At 72.6% G+C, this 17,630-nt stretch carries 14 protein-coding genes; 6 read left to right on the forward strand and 8 right to left on the reverse strand.

Features of this window, described 5'->3' with window-relative positions; all coding sequences use genetic code 11:
- The first annotated feature begins 83 nt into the window (after nucleotides 1–83).
- Genes K7C98_RS22955 through K7C98_RS22965 form a run of 3 tightly spaced genes read left to right on the forward strand, consistent with a single transcriptional unit; the run spans nucleotide 84 to nucleotide 1,951 of the window.
- Entirely contained in the window at nucleotides 84–425 is a 342-nt protein-coding gene (locus tag K7C98_RS22955; protein WP_224193876.1) for an ArsR/SmtB family transcription factor, read from the forward strand.
- A gap of 60 nt (nucleotides 426–485) precedes the next feature.
- Nucleotides 486–1,526, forward strand: a complete 1,041-nt coding sequence (gene arsB, locus K7C98_RS22960) for an ACR3 family arsenite efflux transporter (RefSeq protein ID WP_224193877.1) — start codon at nucleotides 486–488, stop codon at nucleotides 1,524–1,526.
- Between the two features lie 5 nt (nucleotides 1,527–1,531).
- Nucleotides 1,532–1,951, forward strand: coding sequence for an arsenate reductase ArsC (locus K7C98_RS22965; protein WP_224193878.1), 420 nt, complete (start codon nucleotides 1,532–1,534; stop codon nucleotides 1,949–1,951).
- 135 nt (nucleotides 1,952–2,086) lie between these two features.
- Here K7C98_RS22965 and K7C98_RS22970 read toward each other — a convergent pair whose 3' ends face one another.
- The 3 genes from K7C98_RS22970 to K7C98_RS22980 all read right to left on the reverse strand — a co-directional run bounded on the left by K7C98_RS22970 (nucleotide 2,087) and on the right by K7C98_RS22980 (nucleotide 4,422).
- Nucleotides 2,087–2,563 (reverse strand): hypothetical protein, encoded by a 477-nt coding sequence (locus K7C98_RS22970; RefSeq protein ID WP_224193879.1) that lies wholly within the window; start codon nucleotides 2,561–2,563, stop codon nucleotides 2,087–2,089.
- Nucleotides 2,564–2,664: 101 nt separating this feature from the next.
- Nucleotides 2,665–3,450: an alpha/beta fold hydrolase gene (locus K7C98_RS22975; RefSeq protein WP_224193880.1), complete on the reverse strand. Its 786-nt coding sequence runs from the start codon at nucleotides 3,448–3,450 to the stop codon at nucleotides 2,665–2,667.
- Nucleotides 3,451–3,483: 33 nt separating this feature from the next.
- On the reverse strand, nucleotides 3,484–4,422 hold the full coding sequence (locus K7C98_RS22980; protein WP_224193881.1) for a bestrophin family protein: 939 nt from the start codon (nucleotides 4,420–4,422) through the stop codon (nucleotides 3,484–3,486).
- Nucleotides 4,423–4,504: 82 nt separating this feature from the next.
- Here K7C98_RS22980 and K7C98_RS22985 point away from each other — a divergent pair, with 82 nt between their 5' ends.
- Both K7C98_RS22985 and K7C98_RS43840 read left to right on the forward strand, forming a co-directional pair.
- Nucleotides 4,505–6,490: a 4-alpha-glucanotransferase gene (locus K7C98_RS22985; RefSeq protein ID WP_224193882.1), complete on the forward strand. Its 1,986-nt coding sequence runs from the start codon at nucleotides 4,505–4,507 to the stop codon at nucleotides 6,488–6,490.
- 21 nt (nucleotides 6,491–6,511) lie between these two features.
- Nucleotides 6,512–10,342: a serine/threonine-protein kinase gene (locus K7C98_RS43840; protein ID WP_263429715.1), complete on the forward strand. Its 3,831-nt coding sequence runs from the start codon at nucleotides 6,512–6,514 to the stop codon at nucleotides 10,340–10,342.
- A 138-nt stretch (nucleotides 10,343–10,480) separates the two neighbouring features.
- On the opposite strand, the gene K7C98_RS22995 is transcribed toward K7C98_RS43840, so the two are convergent.
- From K7C98_RS22995 to K7C98_RS23010, 4 genes are all read right to left on the reverse strand, one after another.
- Nucleotides 10,481–11,590, reverse strand: coding sequence for a hypothetical protein (locus tag K7C98_RS22995; protein WP_224193883.1), 1,110 nt, complete (start codon nucleotides 11,588–11,590; stop codon nucleotides 10,481–10,483).
- Nucleotides 11,591–11,766: 176 nt separating this feature from the next.
- A complete protein-coding gene (locus K7C98_RS23000; protein WP_224193884.1) occupies nucleotides 11,767–12,522 on the reverse strand; it encodes a DUF1295 domain-containing protein in 756 nt (251 codons plus the stop codon).
- Between the two features lie 182 nt (nucleotides 12,523–12,704).
- A complete protein-coding gene (locus K7C98_RS23005) occupies nucleotides 12,705–13,751 on the reverse strand; it encodes an alpha/beta hydrolase (RefSeq protein ID WP_224193885.1) in 1,047 nt (348 codons plus the stop codon).
- A gap of 95 nt (nucleotides 13,752–13,846) precedes the next feature.
- Nucleotides 13,847–14,038, reverse strand: a complete 192-nt coding sequence (locus K7C98_RS23010; RefSeq protein WP_224193886.1) for a hypothetical protein — start codon at nucleotides 14,036–14,038, stop codon at nucleotides 13,847–13,849.
- 76 nt (nucleotides 14,039–14,114) lie between these two features.
- On the opposite strand from K7C98_RS23010, the gene K7C98_RS23015 reads away from it, so the two are divergent.
- Nucleotides 14,115–15,245, forward strand: a complete 1,131-nt coding sequence (locus K7C98_RS23015) for a hypothetical protein (protein WP_224193887.1) — start codon at nucleotides 14,115–14,117, stop codon at nucleotides 15,243–15,245.
- 66 nt (nucleotides 15,246–15,311) lie between these two features.
- On the opposite strand, the gene K7C98_RS43845 is transcribed toward K7C98_RS23015, so the two are convergent.
- Nucleotides 15,312–17,630, reverse strand: coding sequence for a helicase-related protein (locus K7C98_RS43845; protein ID WP_263429716.1), 2,319 nt, complete (start codon nucleotides 17,628–17,630; stop codon nucleotides 15,312–15,314).

The raw sequence follows: 17,630 nt of genomic DNA on the forward strand, positions 1-17,630 counted from the left end.
AGGACGCAGACTTTTTTCGGGCCCTGGCCGCCTGCCGATTTGGGCTTGAATCTCGGCGTCTGGAGCTATATCGTTAAAATACGATGAGCGACGCCGCTCCCCCGGCCTGCTGCCCTCCCTCCGACGACCGCCCGGACCTGCGGCCTATCGAGGGCGACGAGGCCGATCAAGAGCTCGCGGCGCTGGCGAAGGCGGTCGGCCATCCCGCCCGGGTGCAAATCCTCCGGCTGCTGGCGCGCCGCGCGTCGTGCGTTTGCGGCGAGATCGTGGACGAGCTTCCGCTCGCTCAGTCGACGGTGTCACAGCACCTCAAGGTGCTGAAGGACGCCGGTCTCATCCGCGGCGAGATCGATGGCCCACGGACCTGTTACTGCATCGACAATCGCGCCCTCCGTCGGCTAAAGGCGCTCGTGGGCGGCCTCTAGCCTGCTAAATCGTCCTTCTACGAACGCGAGCGCCGGCCTCGCACCGCTGGAGCATCCTGCATGAGTTCCGCAAGTCCTCTCGGCATCTTCGAGCGCTACCTGAGCCTTTGGGTCGCGCTGTGCATCGCGGCGGGCGTCGCCCTCGGCAACCTCGCGCCGGGCTTGTTCGCGTTCGTAAGCGGCCTCGAAGCCGCTAGCGTCAACCTCGTCGTCGCCATGCTGATCTGGGTGATGATCTACCCGATGATGATCCAGATCGATTTCGGCTCGCTGCGCGACGTGGGGCGCCGGCCGAAGGGCCTGATCGTCACGCTCGTGATCAACTGGCTGATCAAGCCGTTCACCATGGCCGGGCTCGCCAGCCTGTTCTTTCTCCACGTGTTCGCCGGCCTCATGCCCGAGGCCGAAGCCCGCGAGTACCTCGCCGGCGCGATCCTCCTCGGCGTCGCGCCATGCACGGCGATGGTGTTCGTGTGGAGTCAGCTCACCCGCGGCGACGCCAATTACACGCTCGTCCAGGTCGCGGTGAACGACTTGATCATGGTCGTCGCGTTCGCGCCGATCACCGCGCTCTTGCTCGGCGTCACCGACATCACCGTGCCGTGGACGACCCTGTTGCTGTCGGTCGTTCTCTACGTCGTGATCCCGCTCGCCGCCGGCGCATGGAGCCGGCGCGCGCTGACCGGGCGCGAGCCCGCGGCGCTCGGCCGCTTCGTCGCCGCCCTCAAGCCCGTCTCCGTACTCGGGCTCCTGGGGACGGTCGTCCTGCTGTTCGGCTTCCAGGCGACGACCATCGTCGAGCGCCCGCTGACGATCGCGCTGATCGCCGTGCCGCTGCTGATCCAGGGCTATGGGATCTTCGGGCTGGCGTACTTGTGGGCGTGGGCCTGGCGCCTGCCGCACTCGGTCGCAGCGCCGGCCGCGTTGATCGGCACGTCCAATTTCTTCGAGCTCGCGGTCGCGGTCGCGATCGGGCTGTTCGGCCTCCAGTCGGGCGCCGCGCTAGCGACCGTCGTCGGGGTGCTCGTCGAGGTGCCGGTGATGCTGTCCCTGTGCGCCTTCGCCAATCGAACCGCCCACCGCTTCGCCGCGGCCGCGTGAACCTCATGAGCGTCCCCAACTTCACCAGCGTCCTGTTCCTCTGCGTCGCCAACTCGGCGCGTAGCCAGATGGCCGAAGCCCTCGCGCGCGCACGCTGGGGCGATCGCGTGCGTGTCGCCAGCGCCGGCTCGCAGCCCACACGCGTCAACCCCTACGCCATGGAAGTGATGCGCGAGCGAGGTCTGGACCTCGCGTCGCACTACTCCAAGTCCGTGACGACGATCGATCCCGCCTCGGTCGACCTCGTGATCACCCTCTGCGCCGACGAGGTCTGCCCGCTGTTCCTCAGCAAGGCGCCGCGGCTCCACTGGCCGCTTCCCGACCCGGCGAGCGACGATCCCTCCCTGACCCGCGACGACATGCTCCAGCGCTTCCGACAGACCGCCACCGCGATCGAAACCCGCCTCGCCGAGCTCGACGCCTAACAGGTCGGCAAGCGGGACGCACGGCGGCACATGCCCGTGTGCGTGTCACGTCCGCCCGTTCGCTCCCGTGGGCCCGAGGCGACACGAAGCCGATCGGCGCCAAGCGCGAGACAGCGCGCGGCGTCCGGAGTAGTCTTACGGCATGCGGCGCCTCGCGCTCGCCGCCGCCACTGCCGCTCTCGCCTGCGGCAGCGACAACTCGCCGGGGGGGTTCTCGACGACGGGGCAGCTCATCTGCTTCGCGGCGACCCGAGCGGCGTCGTCGTCAACAGTAATCTTCCGCTCCTTGCCCGACTTCGTGCGGACCAGCTTGATCTTGTTCCCGCGGATGTCGCCGGCGTCGACGCGCGCCATCTCGTCGATGCGCGTCCCGGAGAGAAGCAGCATGCGAAAGAGCGTGTGCGGGGCCGTGTGGTGCGCCAGATCCTGGCCTTCAAGCCGACGCCGACGCCCGTCCTCGACGCGCGCGTCGTACAGGTCCGCGGCGACGGCCCGCAGGTCTCGCATTTCCTCAGCGGTGATCGGCCGCGGCGGCTTGCGGCGATGCTTGGCCCGGACCCCGTAGTCCGGATCGCACGGGATCACGCCGCGGGCCCGCGCGAAGCGAAGCAAGTTCCGCAGGCGAGCGAGGCACAAGAAGGTCGCGTGAATCTTCGGGCATGTTCTCAAGAACATGCCCGCACGGGCATGCTCTCCAGAACATGCCCTGAAAATCAGCCCAGCAGCTCGCGCACGAACCGAGCCGAGGCCGCCAGCGTCTCCTCCGGCCGCTCGCGGTGCGGGCTGTGCCCGCAGCCCGGCAGGATCAGCGTCTCGACCCGCCCGCCCGCCCCGCGGGCGATCGCCTGCAGCTGCGCCGGCGTCCCGTACACGTCGTCTTCGCCCTGGATCAGCAGGATCGGCGCCGACACCCGCGGCAGGTAGCCCTCGATGTTCCAGCGCGTGAACGCCGGGTCGAGCCACGCGTCGCACCAGCCGCGGAACGCCACGTCGACGTTGTCGCCGTGGTGCCGCTGCAGGCGCGCGCGCAGCTCGCCGGCCTCGTACTCGCGCCGGGCCGCGGCGATGCTGCGCACCGACAGCGCCTCGCAGAACACGTGCGGCGCCATCAGCACCAGCCCCGCCACCCGCCGGTGCGGGTCGGTCGCCGCGTGGACCAGCGCGATCGAGCCGCCGTCGCTGTGGCCGACGAGGATCGCCGTGCGCACCCCCGTCGCGTCGAGCACCGGCCCGACCACCGCCTCGCCCTCGCGCTGCATGTAGTCGAGCGGCCGCTGCAGCGCGATCGGCTCCGACCGGCCGTAGCCCGCCCGGCTGTAGACCAGCGCCCCGCAGCCGGTCGCCGCCGCCAGGCGCTCGGGGAAGTCGCGCCACAGCGACACGCAGCCGAGCCCCTCGTGCAGCAGCACCAGCGTCGGCGCCGCCGCCGGCCCCGGGCCGACCCACCGGTACTCGAGCCGCTGCCCCGCGGCGGTCAGATGGGTGGTCTCTTGCGACATGTCCCTGTCAACCTGTCCTTCATGCCATGTCCTTCAGAGCAGCTGACCGTGGTGCGGCTGAGCCGGCTCGGGCAGCTCGGCCTCGCCGAGGCGCTGGCGCAGGTCGATCTCGATCGTGCGGCACAGCGCGCTCAGCGGCAGGTCGTTGGGGTCGCTGCCGAACGGATCCTGGATCTCGTCGCCGAGCGCGTCGAGCCCGTAGAACGCGTACGACATCATCAGCACGACCACCGGCGTCATCAGCCCCAGCGGCGACAGCACCCCGAACGGCAGCGCGTAGCAGTAGGAGCCGACGATCCGGCGCAGCAGCACCTGGTAGGCGAACGGGATCGGCGTGTTGGCGATCCGCTCGCAGCCGCCCTGGATGTCGGTCAGCGCGGTGAGGCTCTGGTGGAGCAGCGACAGGTGCATCGGGTGGATGAGCTCGGCGCGGTAGGCCTCGTCGAGCTGCTCGGCCATCCGCTGGACCAGCGCGTTCGGCCGGTTGCGCTCGCCCATCAATTGCTCGAGCTCGGTCGGCGTGACGAACGCCGCCAGGTCGCCGACCATCGCCTCCTCCCCGCGCAGGCGCATGCGCAGCGCGTGCGGGAACGCCATCACGAGGTAGACCAGCCGCCGGCGCCGCTCGGCCAGCGCCGCGTCGCCGAGCCCGGCGCCGACGAGCGTCTGGGTCTGGCGCGCCAGCGTGCGGCAGGTGTTGACCAGCTGCCCCCACAGCCGCCGGCCCTCCCAGTAGCGGTCGTAGGCGGTGTTGATGCGGAACCCGAGGAAGATGCCGAGCACGAAGCCGATCAGGGTGAACGGCAGCGGCGTCACGTCGCGCCCGTCGAGCCAGCCGTAGGTCATGTGGCCCAGCGTCATCACCAGCGCGAACGACACGTTGAGCGTCAGGCGCCGCCAGATCCGCGCCAGCGTCGTCCCGCGCGCCGCGAACACGAAGTGCAGCCAGGACTCCCCGTTCGTGACGATCATCCGCCGGGAAGGTAGCCGTTCGCCCGTCGCCCGGTCCACGCGTCGCGTGACGCGCGGCCGCGCCCTCGCTACCCTCCGCGGCATGCCGGCTCACGATCGCCCCGTCGCCCGCGAAGATCTCGCGGCCGCCCTCGACATCCTCGGCAAGCGGCACCTCGTGCTGTCGATCCACGACGTGTCGTTCCCCGGCCGCGACGACGAGGACCTCGGGCGCGGCTCGCCGTACAGCGGCGGCGGGCGGGCCTTCCTCGCGTTCGTGCGCCGGCTCGGGTTCACCGGCGTCCAGCTCGGCCCGCAGGGTCAGACCTCGCGCTACAACCCCTCGCCCTACGACGGGGCCCTGTTCGCCCGCGACATCCTCTCGCTCGCCCTGCGCCCGCTCGCCGACGACCCCGCCTACGGCAACGTCCTCCCGCGCGGCGACCTCGACGATCTCCTGCGCGGGCGCCCCTCGCGTCGGCAGGCGCCCGGCGTCACCGAGCGGGCCAGCTACGGCGACGCCTGGCCGCGCCAGCTGGCCGCGCTCGCCAGCGCCTGGCACGCCTTCGTCCGCCGCCGCGCCGCCGGCGACCCCGCCGTCTCCGACCTCGCCGACGCCTTCGCCGCCTTCGTCGCGAGCAACGCCGCCTGGCTGACCCCGGCCGGCATGCACGAGGTCCTGTCGACCGCCTACCGGACCGGAGGGACATGGTCCGGAGCACATGGTCTTCGGGTCAGCTTCGACGGCTCGCACTGGAGGACATGGCCGAGAGACCAGGAACTTTGGGTCAGCAAGACGTCGGCCGCGGTGGCGCGGCGCGCCGGGCTGCAGCGGACCTACGCGCGCGAGCTCGAGTTCCTGGCGTTCTGTCAGCTGCTGCTGGCGCGCCAGCACGCCGCGCTGCGGGCCGAGCTGGCCGCGCGGCCGGGCCTGCCGGCCCTGCGGCTGTTCGGCGATCTCCAGGTCGGGATCTCCGTCGGCGACACCTGGGCGCTGCACGACCTGTTCCTGCCCGGCTACGCGATGGGCGCGCCGCCGAGCCGCACCAACCCCGACGGCCAGCCGTGGGGCTACCCGGTGCTCGACCCGCGCCTCTACCACGCCACCGGCGGCGGCCTCGGCCCCGCCCTGCAGCTGGTGGCCGCCCGCACCGACGCCATGCTGCGCGACTACGATGGCCTGCGCGTCGACCACCCGCACGGCCTGGTGTGCCCGTGGGTCTACCGCACCGGTGAGCCTGACGCCTACCGCGCCGTCCAGGGCGGCGCGCGCCTGTTCGAATCGCCATGTCTCTCGGACCATCCGGCGCTGGCCGCCCACGCGATCGCCCGCGAAGATCAGCTCGACACCGCCCTGCCGCGCCACGCCGACCGGTGGGTCCGGACGCTCGACGACGCGCAGGTCCGGCGCTACGGCGCCCAGCTCGACGTGGTCCTCGCCGCCGCCCGCGCGCACGGGCGCGCCCTCGACGACGTCCTGTGCGAGGTGCTGAGCACGCAGCCCTATCCGCTGCAGCGGGTGCTGGAAGGTCACGGCCTGGGCCGCTTCCGGGTCACGCAGAAGGCCGACCTTGCCAACCCGAACGATGTTTATCGCAGTGAGAACGCCCGTCCGGAGGACTGGGTGATGCTCGGCAACCACGACACCCCGCCGATCTGGCGGCTCGCCGCCTCGTGGCACGGCACCCCGCTCGCAGCCGCGCAAACGGCGTACTTGTGCGGACGTCTGGGGTCCCGCAGCGACGATGACCCCCTGGCGGCGCGCATGCTGACCGACCCGGCCGCCCTCGTGCACGCCAAGTTCGCCGACCTCCTGGTGTGCCCGGCGCGCCAGGTCGCCGTGTTCATGAGCGACCTGTTCGGCAGCCACGACATCTACAACGCCCCGGGCGTGGTCGATCCCGAGAACTGGACCCTCCGCCTGCGCGCCGGCTGCGAGGCCGCCTACTGGTCGCTGGCGGCCCGCGGACTGGCGCTCGACCTCGGGTGGGCCCTGGCCATCGCCCTGCGGTCGCGCGGCCCCGCTTGCGCATCCGAGCACGCCGCGCTCGTGACCCGACTCGAGCGCGGCCTCGGGCGGCCGTGCTAGCCTGCAAGCGCCTCCCCCGCCATGAAGCTCCCCGCCAAGGTGCAAGCGCCGCCTGAGCAGCCGCGCACCGAAGTCGGCCTGCCCCGCGCGCCCGGCGAACGTGTTCGCGAGACCATGGCGGTCGCGATCCAATTCGCGAACACCGCGATCCTGCCCGACCTCGCGCTGTCGCCGACGATGAGCACGCCGCCCGAGGAGGGCGGCATGGAGCGAACCGGCCCGCAGCCGCCGCCGGCGACCGCCCTCGCGGGCCAGGTCGGCCCGTACCGGATCTTGCGCCCGCTCGGCGCCGGAGGCATGGGCGCCGTCTACGAGGGCACCGACACGCGCACGGGCCAGCGCGTCGCCGTCAAGTCGTTGCTGCGGATGGGCCCCTCGGAGCTGCACCGCTTCAAGTACGAGTTCCGCAGCATGGCCGAGGTCGGCCACCCCAACCTCGTCACGCTGTACGAGCTGCACTCGCAGGGCGACCTGTGGCTCATCACCATGGAGTACGTCGGCGGCGTCGACCTGTGCACGGCGCTCCGCGCCCTCGTCCGCGCCCCCGACAGCGACCGCCGCCTGCGCGCCCTGATCCGCCAGCTCGTCCTCGGCGTCACCGCGCTGCACGAGCACGGCCTCTTGCACCGCGACCTCAAGCCCTCGAACGTGCTCGTCACCTCGGGCGGCCGCGTCGTCATCCTCGACTTCGGCCTGGTCGCCGCGATCGCCCGCAGCAACCCGAACGAGACCCCGGCGGGCACACCTTTGTACATGTCCCCGGAGCAATGCGCCGGCCAGCTCGCCACGCCGGCCAGCGACTGGTACGCCGTCGGCGTCATGCTCTACGAGGCGCTGACCGGCAAGCTGCCGTTCACCGGCAACTACGCCCAGATCTTCCTCGCCAAGCAGTGCGAGGAGCCGGCCCCGCCGCGCGGCACCGGGCTGCCCGACGACCTCGCGGCGCTGATCGGCGAGCTCTTGCGCCGCGACCCCGAGAAGCGCGCCTCCGGGGCCAAGCTGCTGGCGTGGTGCGGCGGCGCGGCGCTGTCTCCCGCGCCGGCGCTGTCCAGCAGCTCGATCCTCTTTGGTCGCAAGGCCGAGCTCGACGCGCTCGACGAGGGCCTCGCCGCCGCCGCCCGCGGCCGCACCGCCTGCGTCTACCTCCGCGGTCAACCCGGCGTCGGCAAGACCGGCCTCGTCCACGGCTTCCTCGGCGCCCTCCAGCCGCGCGGCGACGTCGTCGCCCTCACCGCCCGCTGCTACCAGCACGAGACCGTCCCCTTCAAGGCCTTCGACAGCCTCGTCGACGCCCTCGCCGACCACCTCGGCGCGCTCGAGCCGTTCGAGCTCACCCCGCTGCTCGGCACCCACACCGGCGAGCTCGCGCGCGTGTTCCCGGTGCTGCAGCGCGTGTCGGCGGTGCGCGAGCTGGCCCAGAGCGCCCGCGCCGGCGTGTCCGATCAGGAGTCGCGGCGCAAGGCCTTCGCCGCGCTCAAGCGCCTGCTCGCCGCCCTGGCCGCGCGCCGCCGCCTGGTCCTGTTCCTCGACGACTTCCACTGGAGCGACGCCGACAGCGTGCGCCTGCTGTCCGAGCTGCTGGCCCCGCCCGACGCCCCGGCGCTGCTGCTGATCGTCGCCTACCACACCGACTGGCCCGGCTCGCCGCTGGTCCGCCACGAGTTCGAGCGCCTGCAGCTGCGCGTCCTGCCCGAGCTCCACGTCACCCGCCTCGACGTCGGCCGCCTCGACGAGCGCGACGCCCACGCGGCCGCCCGCGCCCTGCTGGTCGCCGCCGGCCTGCCGCCCGAGCCGTGGGCCGCCGCCATCGCCGACGAGGCCCGCGGCGACTCGTACGTGCTCGAGGCCCTCGTCCACGAGCTCACCCACGCCGACCTCGCGTCACTTGTCCCCGAGGACCTGTCCTTCGAGACATGTCTTCAGGCGCGGGTCGACAACCTCGCCCCGGGCGACCGCGCCGCGCTCGAGCTGGTCGCCGCCGCCGGCGCGCCGCTGCCGACCGGCCTGCTCGCGCGGGCGCTCGGCGACCCGTCCGACATCCACGCCCGCCTGGCCCGCCTGCACGCCGCCCGCCTGGTCCAGCTCGGGCGCCGCAACCACGCGCCCAGCGTCGAGCCGCTGCACGACCGCGGCCGCGCCCTCGTCGTCCGCGCCCTCTCGCCCGACCGCGCCCGCGCGCTCCACCGCCTGCTCGCCGACACCGCCCTGCAGCTCGGCCGCCCCGACCCCGAGTTCATGGCCCGCCATTTGTTCGCCGCCGGCGACCGCGAGCGCGCCGCCACCTACGCCGAGCGGGCCGGCAAGGCCGCCGCGGACGCCCTCGCCTTCGCCCGCGCCGCCGAGCTGCACGAGCTGGCCCTGCGCTGCACCCCCGACGCCTGGCCGCGCATGGTCGCCTGCGCCCGCGCCAAGGTCGACGCCGGCCTCGGCCTCGAGGCCGCCCCGATCTACCTCAAAGCCGCCGAGCGGGCCCCGGTCAACCAGCGCGCCGAACTGCGCGTCCGCGCCTGCGAGCAGTACTTCGCCGTCGGCGAGACGGCCCGCGGCGAGGAGGTCCTGAAGGACCTGCTCCAGGGGACAGGTTTCTCCGACCCCGGCACCCGCGAGGTGCTCGCCGCCGCCTTCCAGTCCGAGGTCGCCGCGCTGCTCGGCGGCGCCGATCCAGACATGACCGAAAGGACAGGCTCCGAGGGCGCCGCCCTGTCCGACGCGCTGTGGGCCGCCGCCAAGGGCCTATTCATCCACAGCCCGGTGCGCTCGGCCTACTTCTCCGCGCGCAGCGCCGCCATCGCCCGCGCCGGCGGCGACGAGCCCCGCCACGTCCGCGGCATGGTCATCGTCCGCGCTGTGTGGTCCGTCGCCGGCGACCCCGCCGTGCTCGCGCGCCTGCGCGGCGTCATCGACGACTACCTGCGCCGCCGCGACGACCCCTACATCGTCGGCCTCTCCGTCCTGTTCGACGGGATCTCCGCCGTCACCGTCGGCCGCTGGTCCGACGCCATGCGGGACATCGAGTTCGGCATCACCCACCTGCGCCAGCGCTGCACCAACATCGCCTGGGAGTGCAACTTCGGCGCCGTCATGCTCATGAGCCTGCTCGAGTCGCGCGGCGAGCTGCGGGCGATCGCCCTGCGCAGCGCCGTCATGGCCGAGCAGGCCCAGCAGACCGGCGACTCGATCGTCGAGTTCGTCGCCGCCTACTACACCGCGCTCGTCCTGCTCGCGGCCGACGCCCCGTCCGACGCCCGCGAGGTCGTCGCCCGCGCCGTCCGTCTCGGCAACGTCGCCGCCGGCTCGGCCGCCGGCCTGCGCGCCTCGATGATCGAGGCCCTCTGCCGCCTCTACGCCGGCGAGGTCGCCACCGCCTGGGCCGAGGTCGAGCCCGTCCCCCCCGTGCTGGGCGGCGGCGGCGTGGCGTTCACCAAGAACCAGCGCGCCAACTTCATCAGTCTTCACGGACAGGTCGCATTGGCCATGGCCGAAAGGTCAGCCACCGGCGACGCCCGGGAGCCCTACCTCGCCGCCGCCGCCGCCGACGCCGACGCCCTGCGCCAGATCGCCACCGCCGGCGCCGTCGCCTCCGCCGCCCTCCTCGACGCCGCCGCCCTGGCCCTGCGCGACGCCCCGGCCGACGTCGTCGCCCCGGCCCTCAGCGCCGCCGCCGACGCCTTCGACGCCGCCGACATGCCCCTCGCCGCCGCCGCCGCCCGCCTCCGCCTCGGCACCTGGATCGGCGGCTGCGAGGGCGAGCAGATGATCGCCCGCAGCGAGGCCTTCATGCGCCTGCAGGCCATCGCCTGCCCCGCCCGCTGGGTCATCACCTACACCCCCGGCCTGTCCCCGCCGGTCTGACCCCCGGACCGAATCACGCTGTCCTTTTGGACATGGCCGAATCGCCATGTCTTACGAGACGGCACCTCTCACGCCGGCTCCTGCCGCGACATTGCTCGGTGACATGTCCCGATCGACATGTCCTCTCATGCTCCTCGCTCACGGCGGCGGCCCGAGGTACTCGAGCTTCACCGTCGCCGCCCCACGCGCCTCCGGCCCCTGTGGGTACCCGATCCCCAGCACGTGCCGCCCGGCCTGCAGCACGCCTTCACGCCGCTGCCCGCCGAACGATCCCACCCCGCTGCCCAGCATCTCGAACGAGCAGGCCCCGAGCAGCCCCCGCAGCGGGACGGGGCCGTCGCCGACCGCCCCGACCGTCAACGCGTACCGCCCCGCCTCCGGCACCTCGATCGCGTAGAGCCCTGTGAACCCCTGCTGCCCCGCGACGAACCCCGTGCCGAAGAACCACGGATCGCCGCACTCGCCCTCGATCGTCGTCTCGATGAGCCCTGCGCTCGTCCACTCGATCTCGCCCACCTCACCGTCGGCGCAGCCGTCGAACAGGTCCTGCCCGTAGATCACCTCGCCGCTCATCTCCTCCAGCGCGTCGTCCAGCGACCGCCCGAACTCCGCCGCGAACACCCCGGCGAACGCCTCCAGCTTCGCGTCCTTCGGCATCTTGGCCCGCAGCGCCCGGTACTTGTCGGCCCCGTGGTGCTCGAAGATCCACCCCACGAATTGCATCGCCAGCACATAGTCGCCCGGATCCGGCGCCACGAACGCTCCCTTCACCGCCGCAGGAAAGTCGTCCGGCAGGGTCAGCGTGGTCTCCAGCGTCCCGAGGTACTCCGCCAGCCCCTCCTGCAGCCCCGGGTGTCCGACCCCGAGCGCCAGGATCTCCACCGCGTGCACGAGCTCGTGATGGTGCCGCGCGCGCCGCGACATCACCGCCGACAGCTCGGTGTTCGTCGCCTCCACATAACAGTCGGCGTTCGGCGGGCACGGCCACTCCGACTCGTCCGGCGACGGGTCCCACACATAGTGGATCGTGCGGGACGGCGGCTCGACCCCGAGCAGCATCGCCGTGCGCTCGATGAACGCGTCCTCGCGCGCGAGGAAGTCGTCCATGCAGATCACCGAGGCGTCCGCGTCGGTGTGGTACTCGATGTACTTGCTGCTGGCGATCGTCGGCGGCAGGTCGACCTCGACCTCCCGACACCCCGCCGTCACCAACGCGATCGCACAGACAGCACGCGCTCCAGGCTTCATCGCCCGACTGTCTCAGACAACGCGGGCGCGCCCAAGCGCGACGTTCCCGCGACTCGATCCGCGGGAATCAAAGCGCCGGCGGGGCGGTACCGCCATCACCCGGCCAGCGCCGCCCCGCTCTCATCGACATGCTTTCAAGGACATGCCCCGAGCGACATGTCCCTTGAACCACCTGCTCACAGCACGAACGGGATCACCGCCTTGCGCCCCGACGGGTACTCGGGGAACTTCTGCTTGTACCACTTGTGGTGCGACAGCGCCCGCGGCACCAGGTTGGCGGCCGTGAACACCGCGAACGACAGCCCCGCGAGCGACCAGGTGGCGATCGCCCAGCCTGTCCATTCGAGCAGCTCGCCGAAGTAGTTCGGGCACGAGATCAGCTCGTACAACCCGCCCCGGGGGATCTTGTAGCCGGTCTCGCCGGGCTTGCGGAGCGCCGCCAGGACCGCGTCGGCGCGGCGGTTGATCTTGTAGCCGAGCACGAACAGCCCGAGCCCGAGCCACAGCCGCGGGTCGAGCAGCCAGCCGATCTCGTACGTGCCGAACTCCCCGATCCAGCGCGCGTTCACGTACGCGTTGACCAGGTTGAACGTGAACCCCATCGCCACCACGCTGATCGGCGTCAGGCCGCCCGGGCGGATCTTCAGCGGGAAGATGAACGCCCGCTGCACGTAGTGCGACTGCCACAGCGCCCACAGCAGCAGCGGCACCAGCCCCCACGCCTGCGACCCGGTGAAGAACACCGCCGTGAACCACAGCACCGACGGCGACTCCATCACCATCCACGCCAGCCGCGTGTCCATCTGCCCGCCCCAGCCGCCGCGCGCGTGGCGGCCGTACGGCGCCGAGATGAACAGGAGCGCCGGCACCGTCAGCGCGGCGACGAGGAACACTCCCTGGACCAGCAGCGTGTGAAGCTCGAGCTCGGACATCCCCGCGAGTAGACCACACCGACCTGCCCCGGCGCCGCCTCCGCCACGTGCGCTAATTGACGCCGCCCGGCCCCGCCCCGACCCCCGGCCGCGCGATCACCCCCTCAGCGCCGGCGATCTGCGTCCGTCCGCGCTCGCGCCTGCCCTTTCCAACATGTCCCCGAGGCCACCCGCACCTCGCCTCAGCTCAGGGCGACCCTCAGCGCCGCCGTCATCTCGCTCAACGCCGGCCGCGCCTTCGACAGCCCGCCCGACGCGCTGATGTGCCCGTGGAACATGCTGCGATGGCACGTGTACGTCACGGCCACCCCCGCCGCCTCGAGCTTCCCCGCATACGCCGCGCCCTCGTCGCGCAGCGGGTCGAACCCGGCCGTGAACACCGCCGCGGGCGGCGCCCCGGCCACCTCCGCGAACCACGGCGACGCTCGTGGGTCACGCCCGTCCTCCGGGCTGCGCAGGTAGTGACCCATGAACCACTGGAGCGTCGGCTTCTCGAGGAAGAACCCCTTGCCGAGGCTGGAGATCGACGGGAACGACATCGTCAGGTCGACCGCCGGATAGATGAGCAGCTGGAACGCCGGCCGGACCGCGTCGTCGCGGGTCTCGAGCGACACCACCGCCGACAGGTTGCCGCCCGCGCTGTCGCCCGCGACGGCGATCCTCCCGGCGTCGATCCCGAGCGCCTCCGCGTTCGCGGCCACGTGGCGGAACGCCGCCACCGCGTCGTCGGCCGCCGCCGGGAACCGGTGCTCGGGCGCCAGCCGGTAGTCGACCGCCACCACCACGCAGCGCGCCTCGTGAGCGACGATCCGGCACACCGGGTCGTGCGACTCGAGGCCGCCGACCACGAACCCGCCGCCGTGGAAGTACAGCGTCGCCGGCGCCCTCGCCGGCAGCTCGTGCGGCCGGTAGATCCGCAGCGGGATCGGCCCACCTGGCCCCTCGAACCTGTCGCCTCGGACAGACTGCATCACCGGCGCCCGCGGAGCGAGCAGCCTGGTGTTGACCTCCATCTCGAGCCGCGCCCGCTCGACCGACAATTGGTGGAAGTGCGGCCGCCGCATCCGCCGCTGCATCGCCAGCATGTGCTGCACCTGCGGGTCGAGCACGTACCCGTCGCGCTCGACCGGCTGTCCGCCCGCCAGCATCACCTGCAGCGAGTCGGGCAGCGAGAGCAACGTCCGCGCGGCGAACCCCTGGAACTGGTGAGCGAGGGACAGCGGCTGCATCGCGCCGACCATACCCGATCTCCGCGCGCCGGTCGGTCAGAGACCGCTCCGTCGATTTCACGCCCTCGTGTGCGGCGCTCGAACCTCGAGTCGTCTCACGAGGCTCCCGGCTTCTTGTCGAGCTCGCCGGCCAGCAGCTCCTCGAGCACCTGCATGGCGCCGCCGATCCGCAGCAGCGTGTCACGGACCTCCATCTGTTTGCTCTCGAGCTCGCGCAGCAACTTCTGCCCGCCGTCGAATTCGCGCCGGAGGTCGGCGAGCCGCGCCTCGATCGTGCTCCGCTCCATCGCTCCGGTATAACACGCGGCTCGCCACGCAGACGCCCTCTTTCACGCTGCACCGCGGTGTTATCGTCGCGTGGCCATGCTCCGGAACGCAGCCTCCCTCTCCGTGACCGTGACCGCGCTCGTCCTCTCCGCCGCCTGCAGCGACGACGGGCGCGAGGCCTCCGCGAGCGCCTCGCAGCCGACCGGCGTCTCGACCGCGCCCGCCACCGACGCGACCGGCGGCACGACCGACGCCGCGCCCACGAGCAGCGGCACGGCCACGAGCGAGCCGACGACGGCGACCTCCGCGACCGCGACCGCCTCCACCGACGACCCCGTCGCGCCGAAGTTCGACATCGGCGGCAAGGACCTCGGCGCGAGCACCACCGGCGAGGGCGACGGCTGCAAGAAGGTCGACTTCCTGTTCGTCATCGACAACTCGGCCAGCATGGAGGACAACCAGGCCGCGTTGATCGCCAGCTTCCCCGGCTTCATCGACGCCATCAAGACCACGCTGTCCGAGGTCACCGACTATCACATCATGGTCGTCGACAGCGACGCCGACGGCCGCTGCGAGCAGCCCTGCGTCATGGACAACGACTACCAGGAGTTCTGCTCGCCGAAGAACTTCCACGCCTGCAACGCCAACCTCACCGAATGCGACACCACCCGCGGCGCCGGCGTGATCCACCCCGTCGGCCTCTACTCGAGCAACAAGAAGTGCCAGGTGTTCGGCGGCAACCGCTACATGCTGCCCGAGGACCCCGACCTGCTCGCCACCTTCGCCTGCGTGGCCCAGGTCGGCACCGCCGGCCACCCCTCCGAGCGGCCGATGAACGGCATGCAGGCCGCCGTCAGCGAGGCGCTCAACGCCCCCGACGGCTGCAACGCCGGCTTCCTGCGCGACGACGCGATCCTCGTCATCACCATCCTCACCGACGACCCCCACTACGAGGACGAGGGCACCCCCGCCGAGTGGAAGGCCTCCGTCGTCGCCGCCAAGAACGGCGACGAGACCGCCGTCGTCATCGCCGGCCTCATCCCCAAGCCCGACCTCGGCTGCGCCGGCAACGGCATGACCCAGGGCGCCCACTGGCAGGAATTCGTCGACTCCTGGGGCGACCACGGCATCTCCGGCTCGATCTGCGAGCCCGACTACGCCCCCTTCTTCCAGCAGGCCGTCGCCGTCATCGACGAGACCTGCGACAACTTCAACCCGCCGGGCTGACCTCGCGGGCATGTCCTCCAGAACATGCCCTCGGCGACATGTCCTGGTGCACATGTCCTGACGCTCTCAGCCCGCGCGCCGGGCCCGGCCGTGCCGCCGCCCGCGCCGCTCCGGGCGCCGCGGCGCCAGCAGCCAGCGGTCGGCCTCGACCTCCTCGAAGCCCATCGCCGCGACGATCTCCGGCACATCCCCGGCTTCGCAGCCGATCCACCCCGCCAGCTCCTCGGGCAGCGCCGCCGGCCCCGCGCGCGTGACCGCCAGCACCCGCGCGTACGCCCGCTCGGCCACGTCGGCGCGGACCGCCCGCGGCCCGAACGGCGGGAAGCCGAGCGCGTGGAACATCGCGGGTTCGTCCTCGTCGCGCACCGCCAGCGACGGCGCCTCGCCCGGCAGGTGCACCCGCGTCCCGCTGCGCGCCGCCCACAACGCCGCCCGCCGCTCGACCGCCCAGGCCGACAGCAGTTCGGGCGCGAACACCACCAGCTCGCCGACCTTGACCCCGAGCCGCCCCAGCAACCGCCGGTCGTCGGCCGTCAGGTGGCGCACCTGCTGCTCGGCGCGGGCCCGCAGCACCGAGCCGAGCCCCTGCTCGAGCTGGTAGAGCAGCCCGCGCCCGGCCGGGCTCGGCGCCGGCGCAGCCGGCAGCGCCCGCAGCGGCGCCAGCAGCTCGGCCACCATGTCACGTGTCCACGCGACCATGCGCCTTCGGACCTGTGCGATCGACCCTGCCCCCATGGACATGTCCGTGAGGACATGGACCTCGGGGCGCAGCAGGTCGGGCCCGCGGGTCATCTGCGCCGCCGGCCGGCCGGCCAGCGAGATCCGCCCGCGCGCGTCGACGGCGAACGCCGCGTGCGGGGCCGCCACGATCGCCTCCGCCGCGCTCGGCGCCGCCTCGGCCGGGCTCTCCGGCAGCTGCAGCGCCCGCAGGCGCCCGAACGGGCTGTCCTTCGGGCCAGGCTTGCTGCGCGCCCGCGTCGCCGCCCGCGGGTCGACGAACCGCTGCGTCAGCCGGTCGTGCAGCGCGTCGGACAGCCGGTCCTCGATCGCCCGCGTCCACTCCTGCCAGCGCGACGGCTCGTCGATCCACCCCGGCCGATGGCTGATGTACGTCCACGTCCGCACCGCCGCGATCCGGCTCATCAGCGCCTCGATGTCGCCCTCGGTGTCGTCGAGCCGCCGCACCCGCCGCTCGATCCACCCCGGGTCGAGCCGCCCGCTCCTCGCCAGCTGCAGGTACACCGCCGCGAGCAGCCGCGCGTGCGAGCCCTCGAGCAGCTTGCGAAAGTCGGGGATCCGGCACACCTCCCACAGCAGCTCGACGGCCTCGGGGCCGCGCGCGAGGGCCCGCACCTCGGGTATCGCCGCCAGCTCGACGAGCACCTCCTCGTCGTCGCTGCGCTCGAGCAGCTGCAGGCCCGGCCGCGGCGGCCGCTGCCGCAACGAGCGCGCCAGCGCCTCGATGCCCTCGAATTCGAGGTCCGGGTTGCGCCACACCACCCGCTCCACCGGCGGGAATTGATGACGCTCGATCGAGATCACCAACCCCTGCGGCAACGGCCCGAGCGCCGCCAGCGGCCCGAACGTCCCGTCCTTCGTGTACCGCCCGGCCCGCCCGGCGATCTGCGCCAGCTCGGCCGCCTCGAGCGGCCGGCTCGCCCGCCCGTCGAACTTGCCCAGCGCCGCGAACGCGACGTGGTCGACGTCCATGTTGAGCCCCATCCCGATCGCGTCGGTGGCGACGATGTAGTCGACCTCGCCCGCCTGGTACATCGCCACCTGGGCGTTGCGCGTCCGCGGCGACAACGCCCCCAGCACCACCGCCGCCCCGCCGCGACGCCGCCGCAGCTGCTCCGCCAGCGCGTACACCTGGTCGGCCGAGAACGCCACCACCGCCGAGCGCGGCGGCAGCTGATTGAGCTCGAGCGGCGCCACCCCGCGCAGCTTCGAGAACCGCGGGTGCCGCTCGACCCGCGCCGTCGGCACCAGCGCCTCGACCGCGCCCGTCATCGTGTCTGACCCGAGGAACATGGTCTCGGAGACACCTCGCGCCCGCATCAACCTGTCCGTGAAGACATGTCCGCGCTCGCGGTGGGCGGCGAGCTGGACCTCGTCGACCGCCAGGAACTCGACGTCGCGGCCCTCCGGCATCGACTCGACCGTGCACACCCAGTAGCGCGGCCGCGCCGGCACCCGCTTCTCCTCGCCGGTGACCAGCGCCACCGCCGCCTCGCCGACCTCGGCGGTCACGCGGTCGTAGACCTCGCGCGCCAGCAGGCGCAGCGGCAGGCCGATGATCCCCGTGCGGTGCGCCAGCATCTGCGTCACCGCGCGGTGCGTCTTGCCGGTATTGGTCGGCCCGAGCAGCGCCGTGATCGTCGACAT

Origin of the sequence: Nannocystis pusilla, assembly GCF_020073745.1 — a bacterium.
Lineage (GTDB): Bacteria > Myxococcota_A > Polyangia > Nannocystales > Nannocystaceae > Nannocystis > Nannocystis radixulma.

Excerpts from the sequence above, each read along its gene's own strand:
- K7C98_RS22985 (WP_224193882.1), top strand. The coding sequence starts at position 4,505 with ATGCCGGCTCACGATCGCCCCGTCGCCCGCGAAGATCTCGCGGCCGCC.
- K7C98_RS22965 (WP_224193878.1), top strand. The coding sequence starts at position 1,532 with ATGAGCGTCCCCAACTTCACCAGCGTCCTGTTCCTCTGCGTCGCCAAC.
- K7C98_RS22975 (WP_224193880.1), bottom strand. The coding sequence starts at position 3,450 with ATGTCGCAAGAGACCACCCATCTGACCGCCGCGGGGCAGCGGCTCGAG.
- K7C98_RS23005 (WP_224193885.1), bottom strand. The coding sequence starts at position 13,751 with ATGCAGCCGCTGTCCCTCGCTCACCAGTTCCAGGGGTTCGCCGCGCGG.
- K7C98_RS23015 (WP_224193887.1), top strand. The coding sequence starts at position 14,115 with ATGCTCCGGAACGCAGCCTCCCTCTCCGTGACCGTGACCGCGCTCGTC.
- arsB (WP_224193877.1), top strand. The coding sequence starts at position 486 with ATGAGTTCCGCAAGTCCTCTCGGCATCTTCGAGCGCTACCTGAGCCTT.
- K7C98_RS22980 (WP_224193881.1), bottom strand. The coding sequence starts at position 4,422 with ATGATCGTCACGAACGGGGAGTCCTGGCTGCACTTCGTGTTCGCGGCG.
- K7C98_RS22955 (WP_224193876.1), top strand. The coding sequence starts at position 84 with ATGAGCGACGCCGCTCCCCCGGCCTGCTGCCCTCCCTCCGACGACCGC.
- K7C98_RS43840 (WP_263429715.1), top strand. The coding sequence starts at position 6,512 with ATGAAGCTCCCCGCCAAGGTGCAAGCGCCGCCTGAGCAGCCGCGCACC.
- K7C98_RS22995 (WP_224193883.1), bottom strand. The coding sequence starts at position 11,590 with ATGAAGCCTGGAGCGCGTGCTGTCTGTGCGATCGCGTTGGTGACGGCG.
- K7C98_RS23000 (WP_224193884.1), bottom strand. The coding sequence starts at position 12,522 with ATGTCCGAGCTCGAGCTTCACACGCTGCTGGTCCAGGGAGTGTTCCTC.
- K7C98_RS23010 (WP_224193886.1), bottom strand. The coding sequence starts at position 14,038 with ATGGAGCGGAGCACGATCGAGGCGCGGCTCGCCGACCTCCGGCGCGAA.
- K7C98_RS43845 (WP_263429716.1), bottom strand. The coding sequence starts at position 17,630 with ATGTCGACGATCACGGCGCTGCTCGGGCCGACCAATACCGGCAAGACG.